General features: G+C 62.5%; 26 protein-coding genes. All 26 read left to right on the plus strand.

Annotated elements, in window-relative coordinates:
• Positions 1-121: 121 nt before the first annotated feature.
• The 26 genes from rpsL to secY all read left to right on the plus strand — a co-directional run bounded on the left by rpsL (position 122) and on the right by secY (position 15446).
• Positions 122-493 (plus strand): 30S ribosomal protein S12, encoded by a 372-nt coding sequence (rpsL, locus tag JQC81_RS20365; RefSeq protein WP_009764294.1) that lies wholly within the window; start codon positions 122-124, stop codon positions 491-493.
• Positions 494-526: 33 nt separating this feature from the next.
• Positions 527-997 carry a 30S ribosomal protein S7 gene (gene rpsG, locus JQC81_RS20370; RefSeq protein WP_036350590.1) on the plus strand — a complete coding sequence of 157 codons (471 nt, stop codon included), beginning with the start codon at positions 527-529 and terminating at the stop codon, positions 995-997.
• A gap of 19 nt (positions 998-1016) precedes the next feature.
• Positions 1017-3092, plus strand: coding sequence for an elongation factor G (fusA, locus tag JQC81_RS20375; RefSeq protein ID WP_203273608.1), 2076 nt, complete (start codon positions 1017-1019; stop codon positions 3090-3092).
• Positions 3093-3136: 44 nt separating this feature from the next.
• Positions 3137-4327 carry an elongation factor Tu gene (gene tuf, locus JQC81_RS20380; RefSeq protein ID WP_203273609.1) on the plus strand — a complete coding sequence of 397 codons (1191 nt, stop codon included), beginning with the start codon at positions 3137-3139 and terminating at the stop codon, positions 4325-4327.
• 69 nt (positions 4328-4396) lie between these two features.
• Positions 4397-4705 (plus strand): 30S ribosomal protein S10, encoded by a 309-nt coding sequence (rpsJ, locus tag JQC81_RS20385; RefSeq protein ID WP_009764298.1) that lies wholly within the window; start codon positions 4397-4399, stop codon positions 4703-4705.
• Between the two features lie 47 nt (positions 4706-4752).
• Positions 4753-5481, plus strand: coding sequence for a 50S ribosomal protein L3 (gene rplC, locus JQC81_RS20390; RefSeq protein ID WP_203273610.1), 729 nt, complete (start codon positions 4753-4755; stop codon positions 5479-5481).
• Complete coding sequence (rplD, locus tag JQC81_RS20395; protein ID WP_203273611.1) at positions 5481-6101, plus strand: 50S ribosomal protein L4; 621 nt, start codon at positions 5481-5483, stop codon at positions 6099-6101. The genes rplC and rplD overlap by 1 nt, the downstream gene beginning before the upstream one ends.
• Positions 6098-6394 (plus strand): 50S ribosomal protein L23, encoded by a 297-nt coding sequence (locus JQC81_RS20400; RefSeq protein WP_027317106.1) that lies wholly within the window; start codon positions 6098-6100, stop codon positions 6392-6394. The genes rplD and JQC81_RS20400 overlap by 4 nt, the downstream gene beginning before the upstream one ends.
• A 20-nt stretch (positions 6395-6414) precedes the next feature.
• Complete coding sequence (gene rplB / locus JQC81_RS20405) at positions 6415-7251, plus strand: 50S ribosomal protein L2 (protein ID WP_036352960.1); 837 nt, start codon at positions 6415-6417, stop codon at positions 7249-7251.
• A gap of 15 nt (positions 7252-7266) precedes the next feature.
• Entirely contained in the window at positions 7267-7545 is a 279-nt protein-coding gene (gene rpsS, locus JQC81_RS20410) for a 30S ribosomal protein S19 (RefSeq protein WP_036352963.1), read from the plus strand.
• Position 7546: 1 nt separating this feature from the next.
• Positions 7547-7927 carry a 50S ribosomal protein L22 gene (gene rplV / locus JQC81_RS20415; protein ID WP_036352967.1) on the plus strand — a complete coding sequence of 127 codons (381 nt, stop codon included), beginning with the start codon at positions 7547-7549 and terminating at the stop codon, positions 7925-7927.
• 11 nt (positions 7928-7938) lie between these two features.
• Positions 7939-8643 carry a 30S ribosomal protein S3 gene (gene rpsC, locus JQC81_RS20420; RefSeq protein ID WP_036352970.1) on the plus strand — a complete coding sequence of 235 codons (705 nt, stop codon included), beginning with the start codon at positions 7939-7941 and terminating at the stop codon, positions 8641-8643.
• 24 nt (positions 8644-8667) lie between these two features.
• Positions 8668-9081 carry a 50S ribosomal protein L16 gene (gene rplP / locus JQC81_RS20425; RefSeq protein ID WP_036352973.1) on the plus strand — a complete coding sequence of 138 codons (414 nt, stop codon included), beginning with the start codon at positions 8668-8670 and terminating at the stop codon, positions 9079-9081.
• A 10-nt stretch (positions 9082-9091) separates the two neighbouring features.
• Entirely contained in the window at positions 9092-9304 is a 213-nt protein-coding gene (rpmC, locus tag JQC81_RS20430) for a 50S ribosomal protein L29 (RefSeq protein ID WP_027317111.1), read from the plus strand.
• A gap of 12 nt (positions 9305-9316) precedes the next feature.
• Positions 9317-9556, plus strand: a complete 240-nt coding sequence (gene rpsQ / locus JQC81_RS20435; RefSeq protein WP_036352979.1) for a 30S ribosomal protein S17 — start codon at positions 9317-9319, stop codon at positions 9554-9556.
• A 163-nt stretch (positions 9557-9719) separates the two neighbouring features.
• On the plus strand, positions 9720-10088 hold the full coding sequence (gene rplN, locus JQC81_RS20440; protein WP_009764309.1) for a 50S ribosomal protein L14: 369 nt from the start codon (positions 9720-9722) through the stop codon (positions 10086-10088).
• On the plus strand, positions 10088-10405 hold the full coding sequence (gene rplX, locus JQC81_RS20445) for a 50S ribosomal protein L24 (RefSeq protein WP_036352982.1): 318 nt from the start codon (positions 10088-10090) through the stop codon (positions 10403-10405). The genes rplN and rplX overlap by 1 nt, the downstream gene beginning before the upstream one ends.
• A complete protein-coding gene (gene rplE, locus JQC81_RS20450; protein ID WP_183450873.1) occupies positions 10398-10964 on the plus strand; it encodes a 50S ribosomal protein L5 in 567 nt (188 codons plus the stop codon). The genes rplX and rplE overlap by 8 nt, the downstream gene beginning before the upstream one ends.
• Before the next feature lie 39 nt (positions 10965-11003).
• Entirely contained in the window at positions 11004-11309 is a 306-nt protein-coding gene (gene rpsN / locus JQC81_RS20455; protein WP_203273612.1) for a 30S ribosomal protein S14, read from the plus strand.
• A 13-nt stretch (positions 11310-11322) separates the two neighbouring features.
• Positions 11323-11718 carry a 30S ribosomal protein S8 gene (gene rpsH, locus JQC81_RS20460; protein WP_036352993.1) on the plus strand — a complete coding sequence of 132 codons (396 nt, stop codon included), beginning with the start codon at positions 11323-11325 and terminating at the stop codon, positions 11716-11718.
• A 36-nt stretch (positions 11719-11754) separates the two neighbouring features.
• A complete protein-coding gene (rplF, locus tag JQC81_RS20465; RefSeq protein WP_203273613.1) occupies positions 11755-12288 on the plus strand; it encodes a 50S ribosomal protein L6 in 534 nt (177 codons plus the stop codon).
• A gap of 12 nt (positions 12289-12300) precedes the next feature.
• Entirely contained in the window at positions 12301-12663 is a 363-nt protein-coding gene (rplR, locus tag JQC81_RS20470; protein ID WP_203273614.1) for a 50S ribosomal protein L18, read from the plus strand.
• Between the two features lie 64 nt (positions 12664-12727).
• Positions 12728-13297 carry a 30S ribosomal protein S5 gene (gene rpsE / locus JQC81_RS20475; RefSeq protein ID WP_203273615.1) on the plus strand — a complete coding sequence of 190 codons (570 nt, stop codon included), beginning with the start codon at positions 12728-12730 and terminating at the stop codon, positions 13295-13297.
• A gap of 14 nt (positions 13298-13311) precedes the next feature.
• On the plus strand, positions 13312-13518 hold the full coding sequence (gene rpmD / locus JQC81_RS20480; protein WP_199047545.1) for a 50S ribosomal protein L30: 207 nt from the start codon (positions 13312-13314) through the stop codon (positions 13516-13518).
• Positions 13519-13528: 10 nt separating this feature from the next.
• Positions 13529-14002 carry a 50S ribosomal protein L15 gene (gene rplO / locus JQC81_RS20485; RefSeq protein WP_203273616.1) on the plus strand — a complete coding sequence of 158 codons (474 nt, stop codon included), beginning with the start codon at positions 13529-13531 and terminating at the stop codon, positions 14000-14002.
• Between the two features lie 106 nt (positions 14003-14108).
• The gene (secY, locus tag JQC81_RS20490; RefSeq protein ID WP_203273617.1) at positions 14109-15446 is read left to right on the plus strand and encodes a preprotein translocase subunit SecY; all 1338 of its coding nucleotides are present in this window, start codon (positions 14109-14111) and stop codon (positions 15444-15446) included.
• The last annotated feature ends 37 nt before the right edge of the window (positions 15447-15483 follow it).

The following is a 15483-nucleotide window of genomic DNA, read 5'->3' on the forward strand; positions in this document are numbered from 1 at the left end:
GTCAATGGCGTGGCTTCGTTTTGTGCAACCTAAAAGGGTCCGCAGAAGCGAAGGGCGGCGTTCAACCGTTGAAGACACATTCATGGCCACCTGCCGGGTGGCCGGTCAAAGAGGGCACAGGATGCCAACGATCTCTCAGCTGATCCGCAAGCCGCGGACTGCGCAAAAGAGCCGGAATAAGGTTCCCGCGCTTGAGGCCTGCCCGCAGAAGCGTGGCGTGTGCACGCGCGTTTATACGACGACCCCGAAGAAGCCGAACTCGGCTCTGCGTAAGGTCGCCAAGGTTCGTCTGACGAACGGTTTCGAAGTCATCGGGTACATCCCGGGTGAGGGTCACAACCTTCAGGAGCACTCCGTGGTCATGATCCGCGGCGGCCGCGTGAAGGACCTTCCGGGTGTCCGTTATCACATCCTCCGCGGTGTCCTCGACACCCAGGGCGTGAAGAATCGTAAGCAGCGTCGTTCGAAGTACGGCGCGAAGCGGCCGAAGTAAGCCGTCAACTGTATTTGAGGTCGGAGCCAGCTCATGTCCCGCCGCCATAGTGCCGAGAAGCGTGAGATCATCCCGGACGCCAAGTTCGGCGATATCGTCGTCACGAAGTTCATGAATTCCATCATGTACGACGGCAAGAAGTCCGCTGCCGAGAGCATCGTCTACGGTGCGTTCGACAGCATCGAAAGCCGCGCCAAGGCGAACCCGCTCGAGGTCTTCAAACAGGCCCTCGACAACGTCGCTCCGGCGATCGAGGTCCGCTCCCGCCGCGTCGGCGGCGCGACCTACCAGGTCCCAGTCGAGGTTCGTACCGAGCGCCGTCAGGCTCTCGCGATCCGCTGGATCATCCAGGCCGCTCGCGGCCGCAACGACAAGACCATGATCGAGCGTCTCTCCGCAGAGCTGCTCGATGCCTCGAACAACCGCGGCAATGCCGTGAAGAAGCGCGAAGACACCCACCGTATGGCGGAAGCCAACCGTGCGTTCTCGCATTACCGCTGGTAAAGGTCTGAGGAGCTGAGCGATGCCCCGCACGCACGCGATTGAGGACTACCGCAACTTCGGCATCATGGCCCACATCGATGCCGGCAAGACCACCACGACCGAGCGCATCCTTTACTACACCGGTAAGTCCCACAAAATCGGTGAAGTGCACGAGGGTGCCGCCACCATGGACTGGATGGAGCAGGAGCAGGAGCGTGGCATCACGATCACGTCCGCTGCGACCACCTGCTTCTGGCGCGACAAGCGCCTGAACATCATCGACACCCCCGGCCACGTCGACTTCACCATCGAAGTCGAGCGTTCCCTGCGTGTGCTCGACGGCGCCGTCTGCGTTCTCGACGGAAACCAGGGCGTCGAGCCCCAGACCGAGACCGTGTGGCGCCAGGCCGACAAGTACGACGTTCCCCGTGTCGTGTTCGTCAACAAAATGGACAAGACCGGCGCGAATTTCTTCAACTGCGTCGACGACATCATCAAGCGCGTGGCCGGCAAGCCCGTCTGCCTTCAGATCCCGATCGGGGCTGAGAGCGACTTCAAGGGCATGGTCGATCTGATCAAGATGAAGGCCCTGATCTGGTCCGGCGAGGCGCTCGGCGCCAATTTCGACGAAGTCGAGATCCCGGCTGAACTCAAGGACCAGGCCCTTGAGTATCGCGGCAAGCTCGTTGAAGCTGCTGTCGAGATGGACGACGAGGCCATGATGGCCTATCTGGACGGCCAGGAGCCGGACGAGGCGACCCTGCGCCGCCTGATCCGTACGGCCGTGCAGCGTCGCGCCTTCCACCCGGTGCTCTGCGGCTCCGCTTTCAAGAACAAAGGCGTTCAGCCCCTGCTCGACGCCGTTGTGGACTTCCTGCCGTCCCCGGCAGACCGTGAGGCTATCCAGGGTATCGACTTCAAGACCGAAGAGCCGACAACTCGTCTGCCGAAGGACGACGAAGGCTTCTCCATGCTCGCCTTCAAGATCATGGACGACCCCTTCGTGGGCACCATCACCTTCTGCCGCGTCTACTCGGGCAAGGTAAACGCCGGTGAGACTCTGCTCAACTCGTCTCGCGACAAGAAAGAGCGCGTCGGCCGCATGCTGCTAATGCATGCGAACAACCGCGAGGACATCAAGGAAGCCTATGCGGGCGACATCGTCGCTCTCGCGGGCCTCAAGGAAGTCCGCACCGGTGACACGCTGTGCGATCCGGCTAAGCCTGTGATCCTGGAGCGCATGGAGTTCCCGGAGCCGGTGATCGAAATCGCCATCGAGCCGAAGTCGAAGGCCGACCAGGAGAAGCTGGGCCTCGCCCTGTCGAAGCTGGCCGCCGAGGACCCGTCCTTCCGCGTCTCCACCGACCAGGAGTCGGGCCAGACGATCCTGAAGGGCATGGGCGAGCTTCACCTCGACATCAAGGTCGACATTCTCCGTCGTACCTACAAGGTCGATGCGAATATCGGTGCTCCGCAGGTTGCCTATCGCGAAACGGTCACGAAGAAGGCCGAGATCGACTACACCCACAAGAAGCAGACCGGCGGTACGGGCCAGTTCGCCCGCGTCAAGATCGTCGTTCAGCCGAACGAGCAGGGCGCAGGCTTCGCCTTCGAGTCGAAGATCGTCGGCGGCGCGGTGCCGAAGGAGTACATCCCGGGCGTCGAGAAGGGCCTGCAGTCGGTCGTGGGTGCTGGCGTCGTCGCCGGCTTCCCGGTGGTCGACCTCAAGGTCGAGCTCATCGACGGTGCCTTCCACGAAGTCGACTCGTCGGCCCTGGCCTTCGAAATCGCCTCCCGTGCGGCTCTCCGTGAAGCCCTCCAGAAGGGCGGTTCGGTTCTGCTCGAGCCGGTGATGAAGGTCGAGGTCACGACTCCGGAAGACTACACGGGTTCGGTGATCGGCGATCTGAACTCCCGCCGTGGTCAGATCCAGGGTCAGGACATGCGCGGCAACGCCGTGGTCATCAACGCGATGGTCCCGCTCGCCAACATGTTCGGCTACGTCAACACCCTGCGCGGCATGAGCCAGGGTCGTGCGAGCTACACCATGCAGTTCGACCACTACGAGCAGGTGCCGTCGAACGTGGCTGCCGAGGTTCAGGCGAAGTACGCCTGAACCCACTAAGCGAAATTTGAACGATCAAAGGAACGGGTGCCACGATGGCGAAGGAAAAGTTTGAGCGGACTAAGCCGCACTGCAACATTGGGACGATTGGTCACGTGGACCATGGCAAGACGTCTCTGACGGCGGCGATCACGAAGGTTCTGGCGGAGTCTGGCGGCGCGCAGTTTACGGCGTATGACCAGATCGACAAGGCGCCGGAAGAGAAGGCGCGCGGCATCACGATCTCCACGGCGCACGTGGAGTACGAGACGGCCAACCGTCACTATGCCCACGTGGACTGCCCCGGCCACGCCGACTACGTGAAGAACATGATCACGGGTGCGGCCCAGATGGACGGCGCGATCCTGGTGGTGTCCTCGGCCGACGGCCCGATGCCGCAGACCCGCGAGCACATCCTGCTGGCCCGCCAGGTGGGCGTGCCTGCCCTGGTGGTGTTCATGAACAAGGTCGACATGGTCGACGACGCCGAACTGCTCGACCTGGTTGAGCTCGAGGTGCGCGAGCTTCTGTCGAAGTACGACTTCCCCGGCGACGACATTCCGATCGTGAAGGGCTCGGCTCTTTGCGCTCTCGAGGATCGCCAGCCTGAGATCGGCCGCGATGCGGTTCTCAAGCTGATGGCCGAGGTGGATGCCTACATCCCGCAGCCGGAGCGTCCGATCGACCAGCCGTTCCTGATGCCGATCGAGGACGTGTTCTCGATCTCGGGTCGCGGCACGGTGGTGACGGGCCGCGTGGAGCGCGGCATCGTGAAGGTCGGCGAGGAAGTGGAGATCGTGGGTCTGCGCGACACCGTGAAGACCACGGTGACGGGCGTCGAGATGTTCCGCAAGCTGCTCGACCAGGGCCAGGCGGGCGACAACGTGGGCGTGCTGCTGCGCGGCACGAAGCGCGAGGACGTGGAGCGCGGCCAGGTGCTGTGCAAGCCGGGCTCGATCAAGCCGCACACGAAGTTCAAGGCCGAGGCCTACATCCTGACGAAGGAAGAGGGCGGTCGTCATACGCCGTTCTTCGGCAACTACCGTCCGCAGTTCTACTTCCGCACGACGGACGTGACGGGCGTGGTGACGCTGCCGGAGGGCACCGAGATGGTGATGCCGGGCGACAACATCACCATGGAGGTGACGCTGATTGCGCCGATCGCCATGGAGGAGAAGCTGCGCTTCGCCATCCGTGAGGGCGGCAGGACCGTCGGCGCCGGCGTCGTCGCCGCCGTGATGGATTGATTTTTTAGAGGATCAAAGGACAGCGGCCGGGTTACGGCTCGGCCGCTTCCCTTGTTGAATGGATAAGCCATGAACGGTCAAAACATTCGTATTCGCCTTAAGGCGTTCGACCATCGGATCCTCGACGCTTCGACACGGGAAATTGTGTCGACTGCGAAGCGGACCGGCGCTCAGGTTCGCGGGCCCATCCCGCTGCCGACGCGCATCGAGCGCTTTACGGTGCTTCGCTCGCCGCACATCGACAAGAAGTCGCGCGAGCAGTTCGAGATGCGCACTCACAAGCGTGTTCTCGATATCGTGGACCCCACCCCGCAGACGGTTGATGCCCTTATGAAGCTCGATCTCGCTGCTGGTGTGGACGTGGAAATCAAGCTCTAAGCCGTTTGGCTAGGAGCTTTCGGTAGACACGCCGAGAGGATACGCACATGCGCTCAGGCGTCATTGCACAGAAAGTCGGGATGACCCGCATCTTCACGGATGCCGGCGAACACATCCCCGTCACGGTTCTGAAGGTCGACAGCTGCCAGGTCGTCGCCCACCGAACCAAGGAAAAGAACGGCTACACCGCGCTGCAGGTCGGCGTCGGCAAGGCCAAGGTGAAGAACGTTTCGAAGGCCGAGCGCGGCAATTTTGCCATCGCCAAGGTCGAGCCGAAGCGCAAGCTCGCGGAGTTCCGCGTCTCCGAGGATGCTGTCATCCCGGTCGGCGCAGAGATCACCGCTGATCACTTCATTGCCGGTCAGTTCGTGGACGTCACGGGCATCACCACCGGTAAGGGCTTCGCGGGCGGCATGAAGCGCTGGAACTTCGGCGGACTGCGCGCCACGCACGGCGTGTCGGTCTCCCACCGCTCGATCGGTTCGACCGGCGGACGCCAGGATCCGGGCAAGACGTTCAAGAACAAGAAGATGCCGGGTCACTTGGGTGTCGAGCGCGTCACGACGCAGAACCTGCGCGTTGTGTCGACCGACGTCGAGCGCGGTCTGATCCTCGTCGAAGGCGCCGTTCCCGGCGTTGCCGGCGGCTGGATCTTCGTCCGCGACGCGGTGAAGCGCAAGCTGCCTGCCGAAGTGCCGATGCCCGGCAAGTTCCGCACGGCCAACGATGCTGCGCCGGCCGCCCAGGCTGAGCAGGCCCAAGAGGAGAATGCGTGATGAAACTTGATGTCACCACGCTTGAGGGCAACACCGCAGGTTCGGTCGACCTGAACGAGGCCATCTTTGGTCTCGAGCCGCGCGCCGATCTTCTGGCCCGTTGCGTCCGCTGGCAGCTCGCGAAGCGCCAGGCCGGCACGCACGCCGTGAAGAACCGCTCGCTCATCGATCGGACCACGAAGAAGGTCTACAAGCAGAAGGGCACCGGCAGCGCCCGCCACGGCGCCGCGAGCGCTCCCCAGTTCCGGGGTGGCGGTCGTGCCTTCGGTCCGCAGGTCCGCAGCCATGCGCACGACCTGCCCAAGAAGGTCCGCGCTCTCGCCCTGAAGCATGCGCTCTCGTCCAAGGCCAAGGATTCTTCCCTCGTTGTGATCGACGACGTGAAGCTCTCCGAGCCGAAGACGAAGGCTCTCGTCGAGCGCTTCGGCAAGCTCGGCCTCGGCAACGCCCTGATCATCGGCGGCGCTGAGATCGAGACGAACTTCCAGCGGGCTGCTCGCAACATCCCGAACATCGACGTCCTGCCGGTGCAGGGCATCAACGTCTATGACATCCTGCGTCGCGAGAAGCTCGTTCTCACGAAGTCGGCTGTCGATGCGCTGGAGGCGCGCTTCAAATGAGCCTGGATCCGCGCCATTACGATGTGATCGTAAGCCCGGTCATCACCGAGAAGGCCACGGCCCTGTCCGAACAGAACAAGGTCGTCTTCAAGGTTAGACTGGATGCGACGAAGCCGCAGATCAAGGAAGCGGTTGAGAAGCTGTTCGATGTCAAGGTGAAGAGCGTGAATACGATCCTCACCAAAGGCAAAGTGAAGATGTTCCGCGGCACCCGCGGCCAGCGGTCGGACGTGAAGAAGGCGGTTGTAACCCTCGCTGAGGGCCAGACCATCGACGTCACGACGGGCCTCTGATCGGTTGAGAGAGTGATCCGATGGCTTTGAAAACATTCAAACCAATCACCCCCGGCCTGCGCCAGCTGGTGATCGTCGACCGCAGCGAGCTCTACAAGGGCAAGCCGGTCAAGAAGCTGACGGAGGGCAAGAGTTCCTCCGGCGGCCGCAACAACCTGGGTCGCGTGACCGTCCGCTTCCGTGGCGGTGGTCACAAGCGCACCCTGCGCCTGGTCGACTTCAAGCGTCGTGCCCGTCTGGGCGATGTGGCGACCGTGGAGCGGATCGAGTACGATCCGAACCGCACCGCCTTCATCGCGCTCATCGGCTACGCTGACGGCGAGCAAGCCTACATCCTGGCACCGCAGCGTCTGGCTGTCGGCGATCAGGTGTCGGCCGGCGAGCAGGTCGACATCAAGCCGGGCAACGCAATGCCAATCGGCAACATGCCGGTGGGAACGATCATCCACAATGTGGAGCTGAAGGTCGGCAAGGGTGGCGCACTCGCCCGCTCCGCCGGCACCTACGCCCAGATCGTGGGTCGTGACCAGGGCTACGTGACGGTCCGCCTGAACTCCGGCGAGCAGCGTCTGGTCCATGGCCAGTGCTTCGCCAGCGTCGGTGCGGTGTCGAACCCGGACCACATGAACACCTCGATCGGTAAAGCTGGTCGTAACCGCTGGCTTGGCAAGCGTCCGCACAACCGCGGCGTTTCCATGAACCCGATCGACCACCCGCACGGTGGTGGTGAGGGCCGCACCTCCGGTGGTCGCCATCCGGTGTCCCCATGGGGCGTTCCGACCAAGGGCAAGAAAACCCGTTCGAACAAGCGGACCGACAAGTTCATCGTGTCGAGCCGTCACGCTCGGAAGAAGTAAGGATAGAGGCACGTCATGGCACGTTCGCTTTGGAAGGGTCCGTTCGTCGACGGCTACCTCCTCAAGAAGGCCGAGGCTGCCCGTTCCTCGGGCCGCAACGAGGTTATCAAGATCTGGAGCCGCCGCTCCACGATCCTCCCGCAGTTTGTGGGCCTCACGTTCGGGGTCTACAACGGTCAGAAGCACATTCCCGTCAACGTGAGCGAGGAAATGGTGGGTCACAAGTTCGGCGAGTTCTCGCCGACCCGCACCTTCCACGGCCACGCGGCGGACAAGAAGGCGAAGAGGAAGTAAGATGGGTAAGGCCGCGACTCCTCGCGCACTGAGCGACACAGAGGCACAAGCCGTCGCTCGCATGCTGCGCGTCAGCCCCCAGAAGCTCAACCTTGTTGCGGCCCTTATCCGCGGCAAGAAGGTTTCTGCGGCTCTCGCCGATCTCGAGTTCTCCCGCAAGCGCATCGCTCGCGATGTGAAGAAGTGCCTCGAGAGCGCCATTGCCAACGCCGAGAACAACCACAACCTCGATGTGGACGATCTCGTCGTCAGCCAGGCCTTCGTCGGCAAGGCGCTTGTCATGAAGCGCTTCCACGCCCGGGCCCGTGGCCGGGGTGCTCGTATCGAAAAGCCGTTCTCGAACCTCACGATCGTGGTTCGGGAAGTTGCCGAACAGGCATAAAGGAGAACCAGATGGGTCAGAAAGTTAACCCGATCGGTCTTCGGCTCGGCATCAACCGGACCTGGGACTCGCGCTGGTTCGCCGGCAAGGGCGAGTACGCCAAGCTGATGCACGAGGATATGGCGATCCGCGAAGCGCTGATGAAGCAGCTGAAGCAGGCCGCCGTTTCGAAGATCGTGATCGAGCGTCCGCACAAGAAGTGCCGCGTCACCATTCACTCGGGTCGTCCGGGCGTGGTGATCGGCAAGAAGGGTGCCGACATCGAGAAGCTCCGCAAGCTCGTCGCCAAGATGACCGACGCGGATGTGGCGATCAACATCGTCGAAGTCCGCAAGCCGGAAGTCGACGCGACGCTGGTGGCCGATTCCATCGCCCAGCAGCTCGAGCGCCGCGTTGCGTTCCGCCGCGCCATGAAGCGTGCCGTTCAGTCGGCGATGCGTCTGGGCGCCGAGGGCATCCGTATCAACTGCTCGGGCCGTCTGGGTGGCGCTGAAATCGCCCGCCTGGAGTGGTACCGCGAGGGCCGCGTTCCGCTGCACACGCTGCGTGCGGACGTGGATTACGGAACGTCCACGGCTTTCACGACCTATGGCACCTGCGGCATCAAGGTCTGGATCTTCAAGGGCGAAATCCTTGAGCACGATCCGATGGCCCAGGACAAGCGGATGAACGACGAAGGAGGCCGCTCCGGTGGCCGCCGCGAGCAAGCGGCGTAACCGAGAGGTCAGGAGAGGTTTGCCATGTTGCAACCGAAGAAAACCAAGTTCCGTAAGCAGTTCAAGGGCCGCATTTCCGGCACTGCGAAGGGCGGCACGGACCTCAACTTCGGCCAGTTCGGCCTGAAGGCGATGGAACCCGAGCGTGTCAACGCTCGCCAGATCGAGGCGGCCCGCCGCGCCATCACCCGCGCCATGAAGCGCGCGGGACGGGTGTGGATCCGCATCTTCCCGGACGTGCCGGTGTCGTCGAAGCCGACCGAAGTGCGTATGGGTAAGGGTAAGGGCGCTCCCGAGTTCTGGGCGGCCAAGGTGAAGCCTGGCCGTATCATGTTCGAGATCGACGGCGTCCCGGAGGATATCGCTCGTGAGGCCCTGCGCCTCGGCGCTGCGAAGCTTCCGATCAAGACGCGCTTCATCCAGCGCATTGCTGAGTAAGGAGGGGATCATGAAGTCAAAGCAGAGATTCTCTGACCTTAAGGCAATGTCCGCCGACCAGCTGTCGGATGAGCTGCTGAACCTGAAGAAGGAGCAGTTCAACCTCCGCTTCCAGCGCGCCACGGGCCAGCTCGAGAACACCGGACGCGTCCGTGAGGTCCGTCGGGATGTCGCCCGCGTTAAGACACTGCAGCGCCAGAAGGCCGCTGCGGCCAAGGCCTAAGAGGAAATCAAGATGCCAAAGCGCGTTTTGCAGGGCGTCGTTGTCAGCGATAAGCAGGACAAGACGGTCGTCGTGAAGGTGGAGCGTCGCTTTACGCACCCGGTTCTGAAAAAGACCGTGCGTAAGACGAAGAACTACCATGCTCATGACGAGAACAACAATGCCAAGGTGGGCGACCAGGTCTTCATCGAAGAGACCAAGCCGTTCTCCAAGCTCAAGACCTGGGTGCTCGTCGACCAAGCGAAGGCCTAAAAAGCTTTCTTTTGGGGTTGTCCGATAGGGGCGGTTCGTGTATACGACCGCCTCTCTCGACATTTGAAGGGCAGGGGACATCAGATCCCCGTCAGGCGTAGTCCGGGGGGCAATCGTGCCTTGGCCCGGAAACCTGTCTGAAACAAAGGAAAGGATCAAAGCCATGATCCAGATGCAGACGAATCTTGACGTCGCCGACAATTCCGGCGCCCGTCGCGTGATGTGCATCAAGGTTCTCGGCGGTTCGAAGCGTAAGTACGCTTCCGTGGGCGATATCATCGTCGTATCCGTGAAAGAAGCTATCCCGCGCGGCCGCGTGAAGAAGGGCGACGTCATGAAGGCGGTCGTCGTGCGCACCGCCAAGGACATCCGCCGCGCTGACGGTTCGGTCATCCGTTTCGACCGTAACGCCGCCGTTCTGATCAACAATCAGAAGGAGCCGGTCGGCACCCGTATCTTCGGCCCCGTTCCCCGTGAACTGCGTGCCAAGAACCACATGAAGATCATTTCGCTTGCGCCGGAGGTGCTCTAATGGCCGCGAAGATCAAGAAGGGCGACAAGGTCGTCGTCCTGACCGGTCGCGACAAGGGCAAGACCGGTGAAGTTGTCCAGGTGCTTCCGAAGGAAGAGCGCGCGGTTGTCCGCGGCGTGAACGTCGTGAAGCGCCACCAGCGCCAGACCGCGAACCAGGAGGCCGGCATCGTCTCGAAGGAGGCTGCTATCCACCTGTCGAACCTGGCCTACGCAGACCCGAAGGACGGCAAGCCGACCCGGGTTGGTTTCAAAGTTCTCGAAGACGGCCGCAAGGTTCGTTTCGCCAAGCGTTCGGGAGACCTGATCGATGGCTAAGGCTCAGGTGGACGGCTACACGCCGCGGATGAAGAAGCACTACGAGGAAGTGGTGCGTCCGAAGCTGATTGAAGAATTCGGCTACAAGAACCCCATGGAAGTGCCGGCGATCGAGAAGATCGTCCTCAACATGGGCGTTGGCGAGTCGACTGCGGATTCGAAGAAGGCTTCGGTCGCCGCTGCCGATCTCGCTCTCATCGCCGGCCAGAAGCCGGTGATCACGAAGGCCCGCAAGGCTATCTCGCAGTTCAAGGTCCGCGAGAACATGCCGATCGGTGCCAAGGTTACGCTGCGCAAGGCTCGCATGTACGAATTCCTTGACCGCTTCGTGACTATCGCGCTCCCGCGCGTCCGCGACTTCCGGGGCCTGAACCCGAAGTCGTTCGACGGCCGCGGCAACTACGCAATGGGTATCAAGGAGCACCTGGTGTTCCCTGAGATCAATTACGACAGGGTCGAGCAGGTTTGGGGCATGGACGTCATCATCACCACCACGGCGAAGACTGACGACGAAGCCCGCGCCCTGCTGCGTCACTTCAACTTCCCGTTCCGGCAGTGAGGATAACTGTCCTCAAACGCGGACACTGGAGATAAAAGCATGGCTAAGAAAAGCGCTATTGAGAAGAACAAGCACCGTCGTGAGCTGGTGAAGAAGTTCGCCGGCCGCCGCGAGCGCCTCCTGGCGATCGCCAACGACGAGTCGAAGTCCATGGAGGAGCGCTTCGAGGCGCGCCTCAAGCTGGCCGAGCTGCCGCGCAACGCGAGCCCGACCCGCATCCGCAACCGTTGCGAGACCACGGGCCGCCCGCGCGCTTACTACCGCAAGCTCGGCATGTCCCGTATCGCTCTGCGCGAGCTTGGCAACAAGGGCCTGATTCCGGGCCTCGTGAAGTCCAGCTGGTAAGGGAGGGCATCATATGATCAACGATCCGTTGGGCGATATGCTCACCCGTATCCGCAACGCGCAGATGCGCCGTCGCGGTACCGTTTCCACCCCTGGCTCGAAGCTGCGCGCTCGCGTTCTCGAAGTCCTCAAGTCCGAGGGCTACATCCGCGACTACTCGCAGACCGAGTTCGGCAATGGCCGGACCGAGTTCTCGATCGAGCTCAAGTACTATGACGGCCAACCGGTGATCCGCTCCATCGAGCGCGTCTCCAAGCCGGGCCGCCGCGTGTATGCTTCCGTCGACACCATGCCTCGCGTGGCCGACGGTCTCGGCATCACCATTCTCTCGACGCCCCAGGGCGTGATGGCCGATCATGAGGCCCGTGAGAAGAACGTGGGCGGCGAAGTGCTCTGCAAGGTCTTCTAAGGCCAGGCACCCGCACAGAACCACGAGGATTCGAAAATGTCACGAGTAGGCAAGAAGCCCGTTCCGGTTCCGTCAGGTGTGACGGCGACCGTCGACGGTCAGATGGTGAAGGTTAAGGGCTCGAAGGGCGAACTCTCGTTCCTCGTTCCCGAAGAAGTGTCTGTTGCTTTCGAGGACGGCGCCGTGTCGGTGAACCCGCGCGACGAGTCCAAGACGGCCCGTGCGAAGTGGGGCATGTCCCGCGCCCAGGTGGCGAACCTGGTCGAAGGCGTGTCCAAGGGCTTCGAGAGGCGCCTCGAGATCAACGGCGTCGGCTACAAGGCCGCCGTTGCCGGCAAGGTGCTGAAGCTGTCGCTCGGCTACAGCCACGACATCGACTACGCGATTCCGGCCGGCGTGACGATCACGACGCCGAAGCCGACGGAAGTCGTCGTAGCCGGCATAGACAAGCAGGTCGTTGGTCAGACCGCCGCCGAGATCCGCGAATACCGCGGTCCGGAGCCCTACAAGGGCAAGGGCGTCAAGTATGCCAACGAGTTCATCTTCCGCAAGGAAGGCAAGAAGAAGTAAGGACGACGTATCATGGCTGAGAAGAAAGGCGCTGAAGATCGCCGCAAGGCTCGTGTGCGCCGTGCGATCAAGAAGGCAGCGAGTGGTCGTCCGCGTTTGTCGGTGTTCCGTTCGTCCAAGCAGATCTATGCCCAGATCATCGACGACGTGCGCGGCCATACGGTTGCTGCGGCTTCGACCCTTGAGGCTGACCTGAAGGGCAAGCTCAAGACCGGCGCCACCGTCGATGCGGCGAAGGAAGTGGGCAAGCTCGTGGCTGAGCGCGCGGTTGCTGCCGGCGTGAAGCAGGTCATCTTCGACCGTTCGGGCTACCTCTATCACGGCCGCGTCAAGGCTCTGGCCGACGCTGCCCGTGAAGGCGGTCTGGACTTCTAACGGCGGGTTTAATCCAAGCAACCCTTAGCGAGCGGGCCCGCCGCCCGCGCAAGTGAGAGGTCTCATGGCTAGAGAACCAAGAGAACGTGCTGATCGCGAAGACCGCGACAGCGAATTCGTGGACCGCCTGGTCCACATCAACCGTGTCGCCAAGGTGGTGAAGGGCGGCCGTCGCTTCGGCTTTGCTGCTCTCGTCGTCGTCGGCGACCAGAAGGGTCGCGTCGGGTTCGGTCACGGCAAGGCCCGTGAAGTGCCTGAAGCCATCCGCAAGGCCACGGACGCTGCCAAGCGCTCCATGATCCGCGTTGCCCTGCGCGAAGGCCGCACTCTCCATCACGACGTAAACGGCCGCCACGGCGCCGGCAAGGTCGTGCTCCGTGCCGCTCCCCAGGGTACCGGCATCATCGCCGGCGGCCCAATGCGCGCCGTCTTCGAGGTGGTGGGCATGCAGGACGTGGTTGCCAAGTCGCTCGGCTCGTCGAACCCGTACAACCTCGTCCGCGCAACCTTCGATGCGCTCAAGAACGAGGATAGCCCGCGTTCGGTCGCTGCTCGCCGTGGCCTCAAGGTCTCGACGCTGCAGGCTCGCCGCCGCGACGCCGATACCAGCGAAGCCGCTGGCGCTGAAGCGTAAGGGAGGCTGTAACCATGGCAAAGAAGCCTGCTGCTGCAGCATCCACCGTCACCGTTGAGCAGATCGGTTCGCCGATCCGCCGCGAGGCTAAGCAGCGTCAGACGCTGATCGGTCTCAAGCTCAACAAGCTTCACCGTACTTCGACCTTGGAAGACACGCCGGCAGTTCGCGGCATGATCGAAAAGGTCAAGCACCTCGTGCGCGTTGTCGACGGGCAGTGAGGAGAGCGTCATGAAACTCAACGAAATTCGTGACAACGAAGGTTCTACCAAGAACCGCATGCGTGTCGGCCGTGGTATCGGTTCCGGCAAGGGCAAGACCGGTGGTCGCGGCGTGAAGGGTCAGAAGGCCCGTACCGGCGTGTCCATCAAGGGCTTCGAAGGCGGTCAGATGCCTCTGCACCGTCGTCTGCCGAAGCGCGGCTTCAACAAGCCGAACCAGATCGACCTCAACGAGGTCAATGTCGGCCGCATCCAGCAGGCGATCGAAGCCGGCAAGCTCGACAAGGGCGCTGCCGTCACGGTCGAGTCGCTGGTGGCTGCCGGTGTGGTCTCCAAGCCGCGCGACGGCGTGAAGATCCTCGGCGTCGGCGAGCTCAAGACGAAGCTTTCTTTCCAGGTCCACGGCGCCTCCAAGTCGGCCGTCGAAGCGATCGAGAAGGCTGGTGGCTCTGTCACCCTGCTGGGTGGCGTTGCGCAGGCGTGAGCCAGCGCCCACATTGACTAAGATCCAAGCGGCGGCCCGCGGTATGATCGCGTGGCCGCCGTTTGCGTGATGACCGTCACGGTTCAAGTATTTCGGGGACACCAATATGGCCTCAGCAGCCGAACAACTTGCGGCAAACATCAATTTCGGCGCCATCGCCAAGGCCGATGAGCTGAAGAAGCGCATCTGGTTCACCCTGGGCGCCCTCATCGTCTATCGTCTTGGCACCTACATCCCGCTGCCCGGCATCAACCCCGAGGCCCTGGCGCAGAGCTTCCAGAACGCCAGCGGAGGCGTGCTCGGCCTGTTCAACATGTTCTCGGGCGGCGCCGTGGAGCGCATGGCGATCTTCGCCCTGAACATCATGCCGTACATCTCGGCCTCGATCATCATCCAGCTGCTCACCTCCGTCCTGCCGTCTCTCGAGGCGCTCAAGAAGGAAGGGGAGGCCGGCCGCAAGATCCTCAACCAGTACACCCGCTATCTCACGGTGATGCTGGCCGTGTTCCAGTCCTGGGGCATCGCGGTGGGCCTGCAGAGCTCCGGCACGATCGTGGATGCGCCCGGTCCGTTCTTCCTGATCTCGTCCGTGATCACCCTGACCGGCGGCACCATGTTCCTCATGTGGCTGGGCGAGCAGATCACGTCCCGCGGCATCGGCAACGGCACGTCGCTGATCATCTTCGCCGGTATCGTGGCCAATCTCCCGTCGGCGATCGCCGGAACCCTCGAGCTCGGTCGCCAAGGCGCGATCTCGACGGGCCTGATCATCGGCGTGATCGTCATGGCCATCGCCATCATCTACTTTGTGGTGTTCATGGAGCGGGCCCAGCGCCGTCTCCTCATCAACTACCCGAAGCGCCAGGTCGGCAATCGGATGTATGAGGGCCAGACCTCGTTCCTGCCGCTCAAGCTGAACACCTCGGGAGTGATTCCCCCGATCTTCGCCTCCTCGCTGCTCCTGCTGCCGGCGACCATCGCCAGCTTCCAGAGCAACGCTGACGGGACGGGAGTCATTTCCACGCTGACAGCCTATCTCGCCCATGGACGTCCCGCCTACATGTTCTTGTATGCGGCGCTGATCGTGTTCTTCGCCTTCTTCTACACTGCCATCGTGTTCAATCCGACGGAAACGGCGGACAACCTGAAGAAGCAGGGCGGGTTCATTCCGGGCATTCGCCCCGGCGAGCGGACGGCTGACTTCATCGACCAGGTTCTCACCCGCATCACGGTGCTGGGCGCGATTTACCTGGTGATTATCTGCCTGATTCCCGAACTGCTGGTGTCTTATGCGGCCTTGCCATTCTACTTTGGCGGCACTTCGCTTCTGATCGTCGTGTCTGTTACCATGGACACGGTTGCGCAGGTGCACGGTCATTTGCTGGCTCACCAGTATGAGGGCCTCGTCAAGAAGGCGAAGCTCAAAGGCGCGCGCAGACGCTAAGGTTAGACATCTCGCCTCATGGCGAGCATTCTCGACG

This window comes from Microvirga arabica (genome assembly GCF_016811235.1).
Lineage (GTDB): Bacteria > Pseudomonadota > Alphaproteobacteria > Rhizobiales > Beijerinckiaceae > Microvirga > Microvirga arabica.

What these genes read in the sequence shown, in the direction of transcription:
- rpsL (WP_009764294.1), top strand. Translation starts at nt 122, where the DNA reads ATGCCAACGATCTCTCAGCTGATCCGCAAGCCGCGGACTGCGCAAAAG.
- rpsG (WP_036350590.1), top strand. Translation starts at nt 527, where the DNA reads ATGTCCCGCCGCCATAGTGCCGAGAAGCGTGAGATCATCCCGGACGCC.
- fusA (WP_203273608.1), top strand. Translation starts at nt 1,017, where the DNA reads ATGCCCCGCACGCACGCGATTGAGGACTACCGCAACTTCGGCATCATG.
- tuf (WP_203273609.1), top strand. Translation starts at nt 3,137, where the DNA reads ATGGCGAAGGAAAAGTTTGAGCGGACTAAGCCGCACTGCAACATTGGG.
- rpsJ (WP_009764298.1), top strand. Translation starts at nt 4,397, where the DNA reads ATGAACGGTCAAAACATTCGTATTCGCCTTAAGGCGTTCGACCATCGG.
- rplC (WP_203273610.1), top strand. Translation starts at nt 4,753, where the DNA reads ATGCGCTCAGGCGTCATTGCACAGAAAGTCGGGATGACCCGCATCTTC.
- rplD (WP_203273611.1), top strand. Translation starts at nt 5,481, where the DNA reads ATGAAACTTGATGTCACCACGCTTGAGGGCAACACCGCAGGTTCGGTC.
- JQC81_RS20400 (WP_027317106.1), top strand. Translation starts at nt 6,098, where the DNA reads ATGAGCCTGGATCCGCGCCATTACGATGTGATCGTAAGCCCGGTCATC.
- rplB (WP_036352960.1), top strand. Translation starts at nt 6,415, where the DNA reads ATGGCTTTGAAAACATTCAAACCAATCACCCCCGGCCTGCGCCAGCTG.
- rpsS (WP_036352963.1), top strand. Translation starts at nt 7,267, where the DNA reads ATGGCACGTTCGCTTTGGAAGGGTCCGTTCGTCGACGGCTACCTCCTC.
- rplV (WP_036352967.1), top strand. Translation starts at nt 7,547, where the DNA reads ATGGGTAAGGCCGCGACTCCTCGCGCACTGAGCGACACAGAGGCACAA.
- rpsC (WP_036352970.1), top strand. Translation starts at nt 7,939, where the DNA reads ATGGGTCAGAAAGTTAACCCGATCGGTCTTCGGCTCGGCATCAACCGG.
- rplP (WP_036352973.1), top strand. Translation starts at nt 8,668, where the DNA reads ATGTTGCAACCGAAGAAAACCAAGTTCCGTAAGCAGTTCAAGGGCCGC.
- rpmC (WP_027317111.1), top strand. Translation starts at nt 9,092, where the DNA reads ATGAAGTCAAAGCAGAGATTCTCTGACCTTAAGGCAATGTCCGCCGAC.
- rpsQ (WP_036352979.1), top strand. Translation starts at nt 9,317, where the DNA reads ATGCCAAAGCGCGTTTTGCAGGGCGTCGTTGTCAGCGATAAGCAGGAC.
- rplN (WP_009764309.1), top strand. Translation starts at nt 9,720, where the DNA reads ATGATCCAGATGCAGACGAATCTTGACGTCGCCGACAATTCCGGCGCC.
- rplX (WP_036352982.1), top strand. Translation starts at nt 10,088, where the DNA reads ATGGCCGCGAAGATCAAGAAGGGCGACAAGGTCGTCGTCCTGACCGGT.
- rplE (WP_183450873.1), top strand. Translation starts at nt 10,398, where the DNA reads ATGGCTAAGGCTCAGGTGGACGGCTACACGCCGCGGATGAAGAAGCAC.
- rpsN (WP_203273612.1), top strand. Translation starts at nt 11,004, where the DNA reads ATGGCTAAGAAAAGCGCTATTGAGAAGAACAAGCACCGTCGTGAGCTG.
- rpsH (WP_036352993.1), top strand. Translation starts at nt 11,323, where the DNA reads ATGATCAACGATCCGTTGGGCGATATGCTCACCCGTATCCGCAACGCG.
- rplF (WP_203273613.1), top strand. Translation starts at nt 11,755, where the DNA reads ATGTCACGAGTAGGCAAGAAGCCCGTTCCGGTTCCGTCAGGTGTGACG.
- rplR (WP_203273614.1), top strand. Translation starts at nt 12,301, where the DNA reads ATGGCTGAGAAGAAAGGCGCTGAAGATCGCCGCAAGGCTCGTGTGCGC.
- rpsE (WP_203273615.1), top strand. Translation starts at nt 12,728, where the DNA reads ATGGCTAGAGAACCAAGAGAACGTGCTGATCGCGAAGACCGCGACAGC.
- rpmD (WP_199047545.1), top strand. Translation starts at nt 13,312, where the DNA reads ATGGCAAAGAAGCCTGCTGCTGCAGCATCCACCGTCACCGTTGAGCAG.
- rplO (WP_203273616.1), top strand. Translation starts at nt 13,529, where the DNA reads ATGAAACTCAACGAAATTCGTGACAACGAAGGTTCTACCAAGAACCGC.
- secY (WP_203273617.1), top strand. Translation starts at nt 14,109, where the DNA reads ATGGCCTCAGCAGCCGAACAACTTGCGGCAAACATCAATTTCGGCGCC.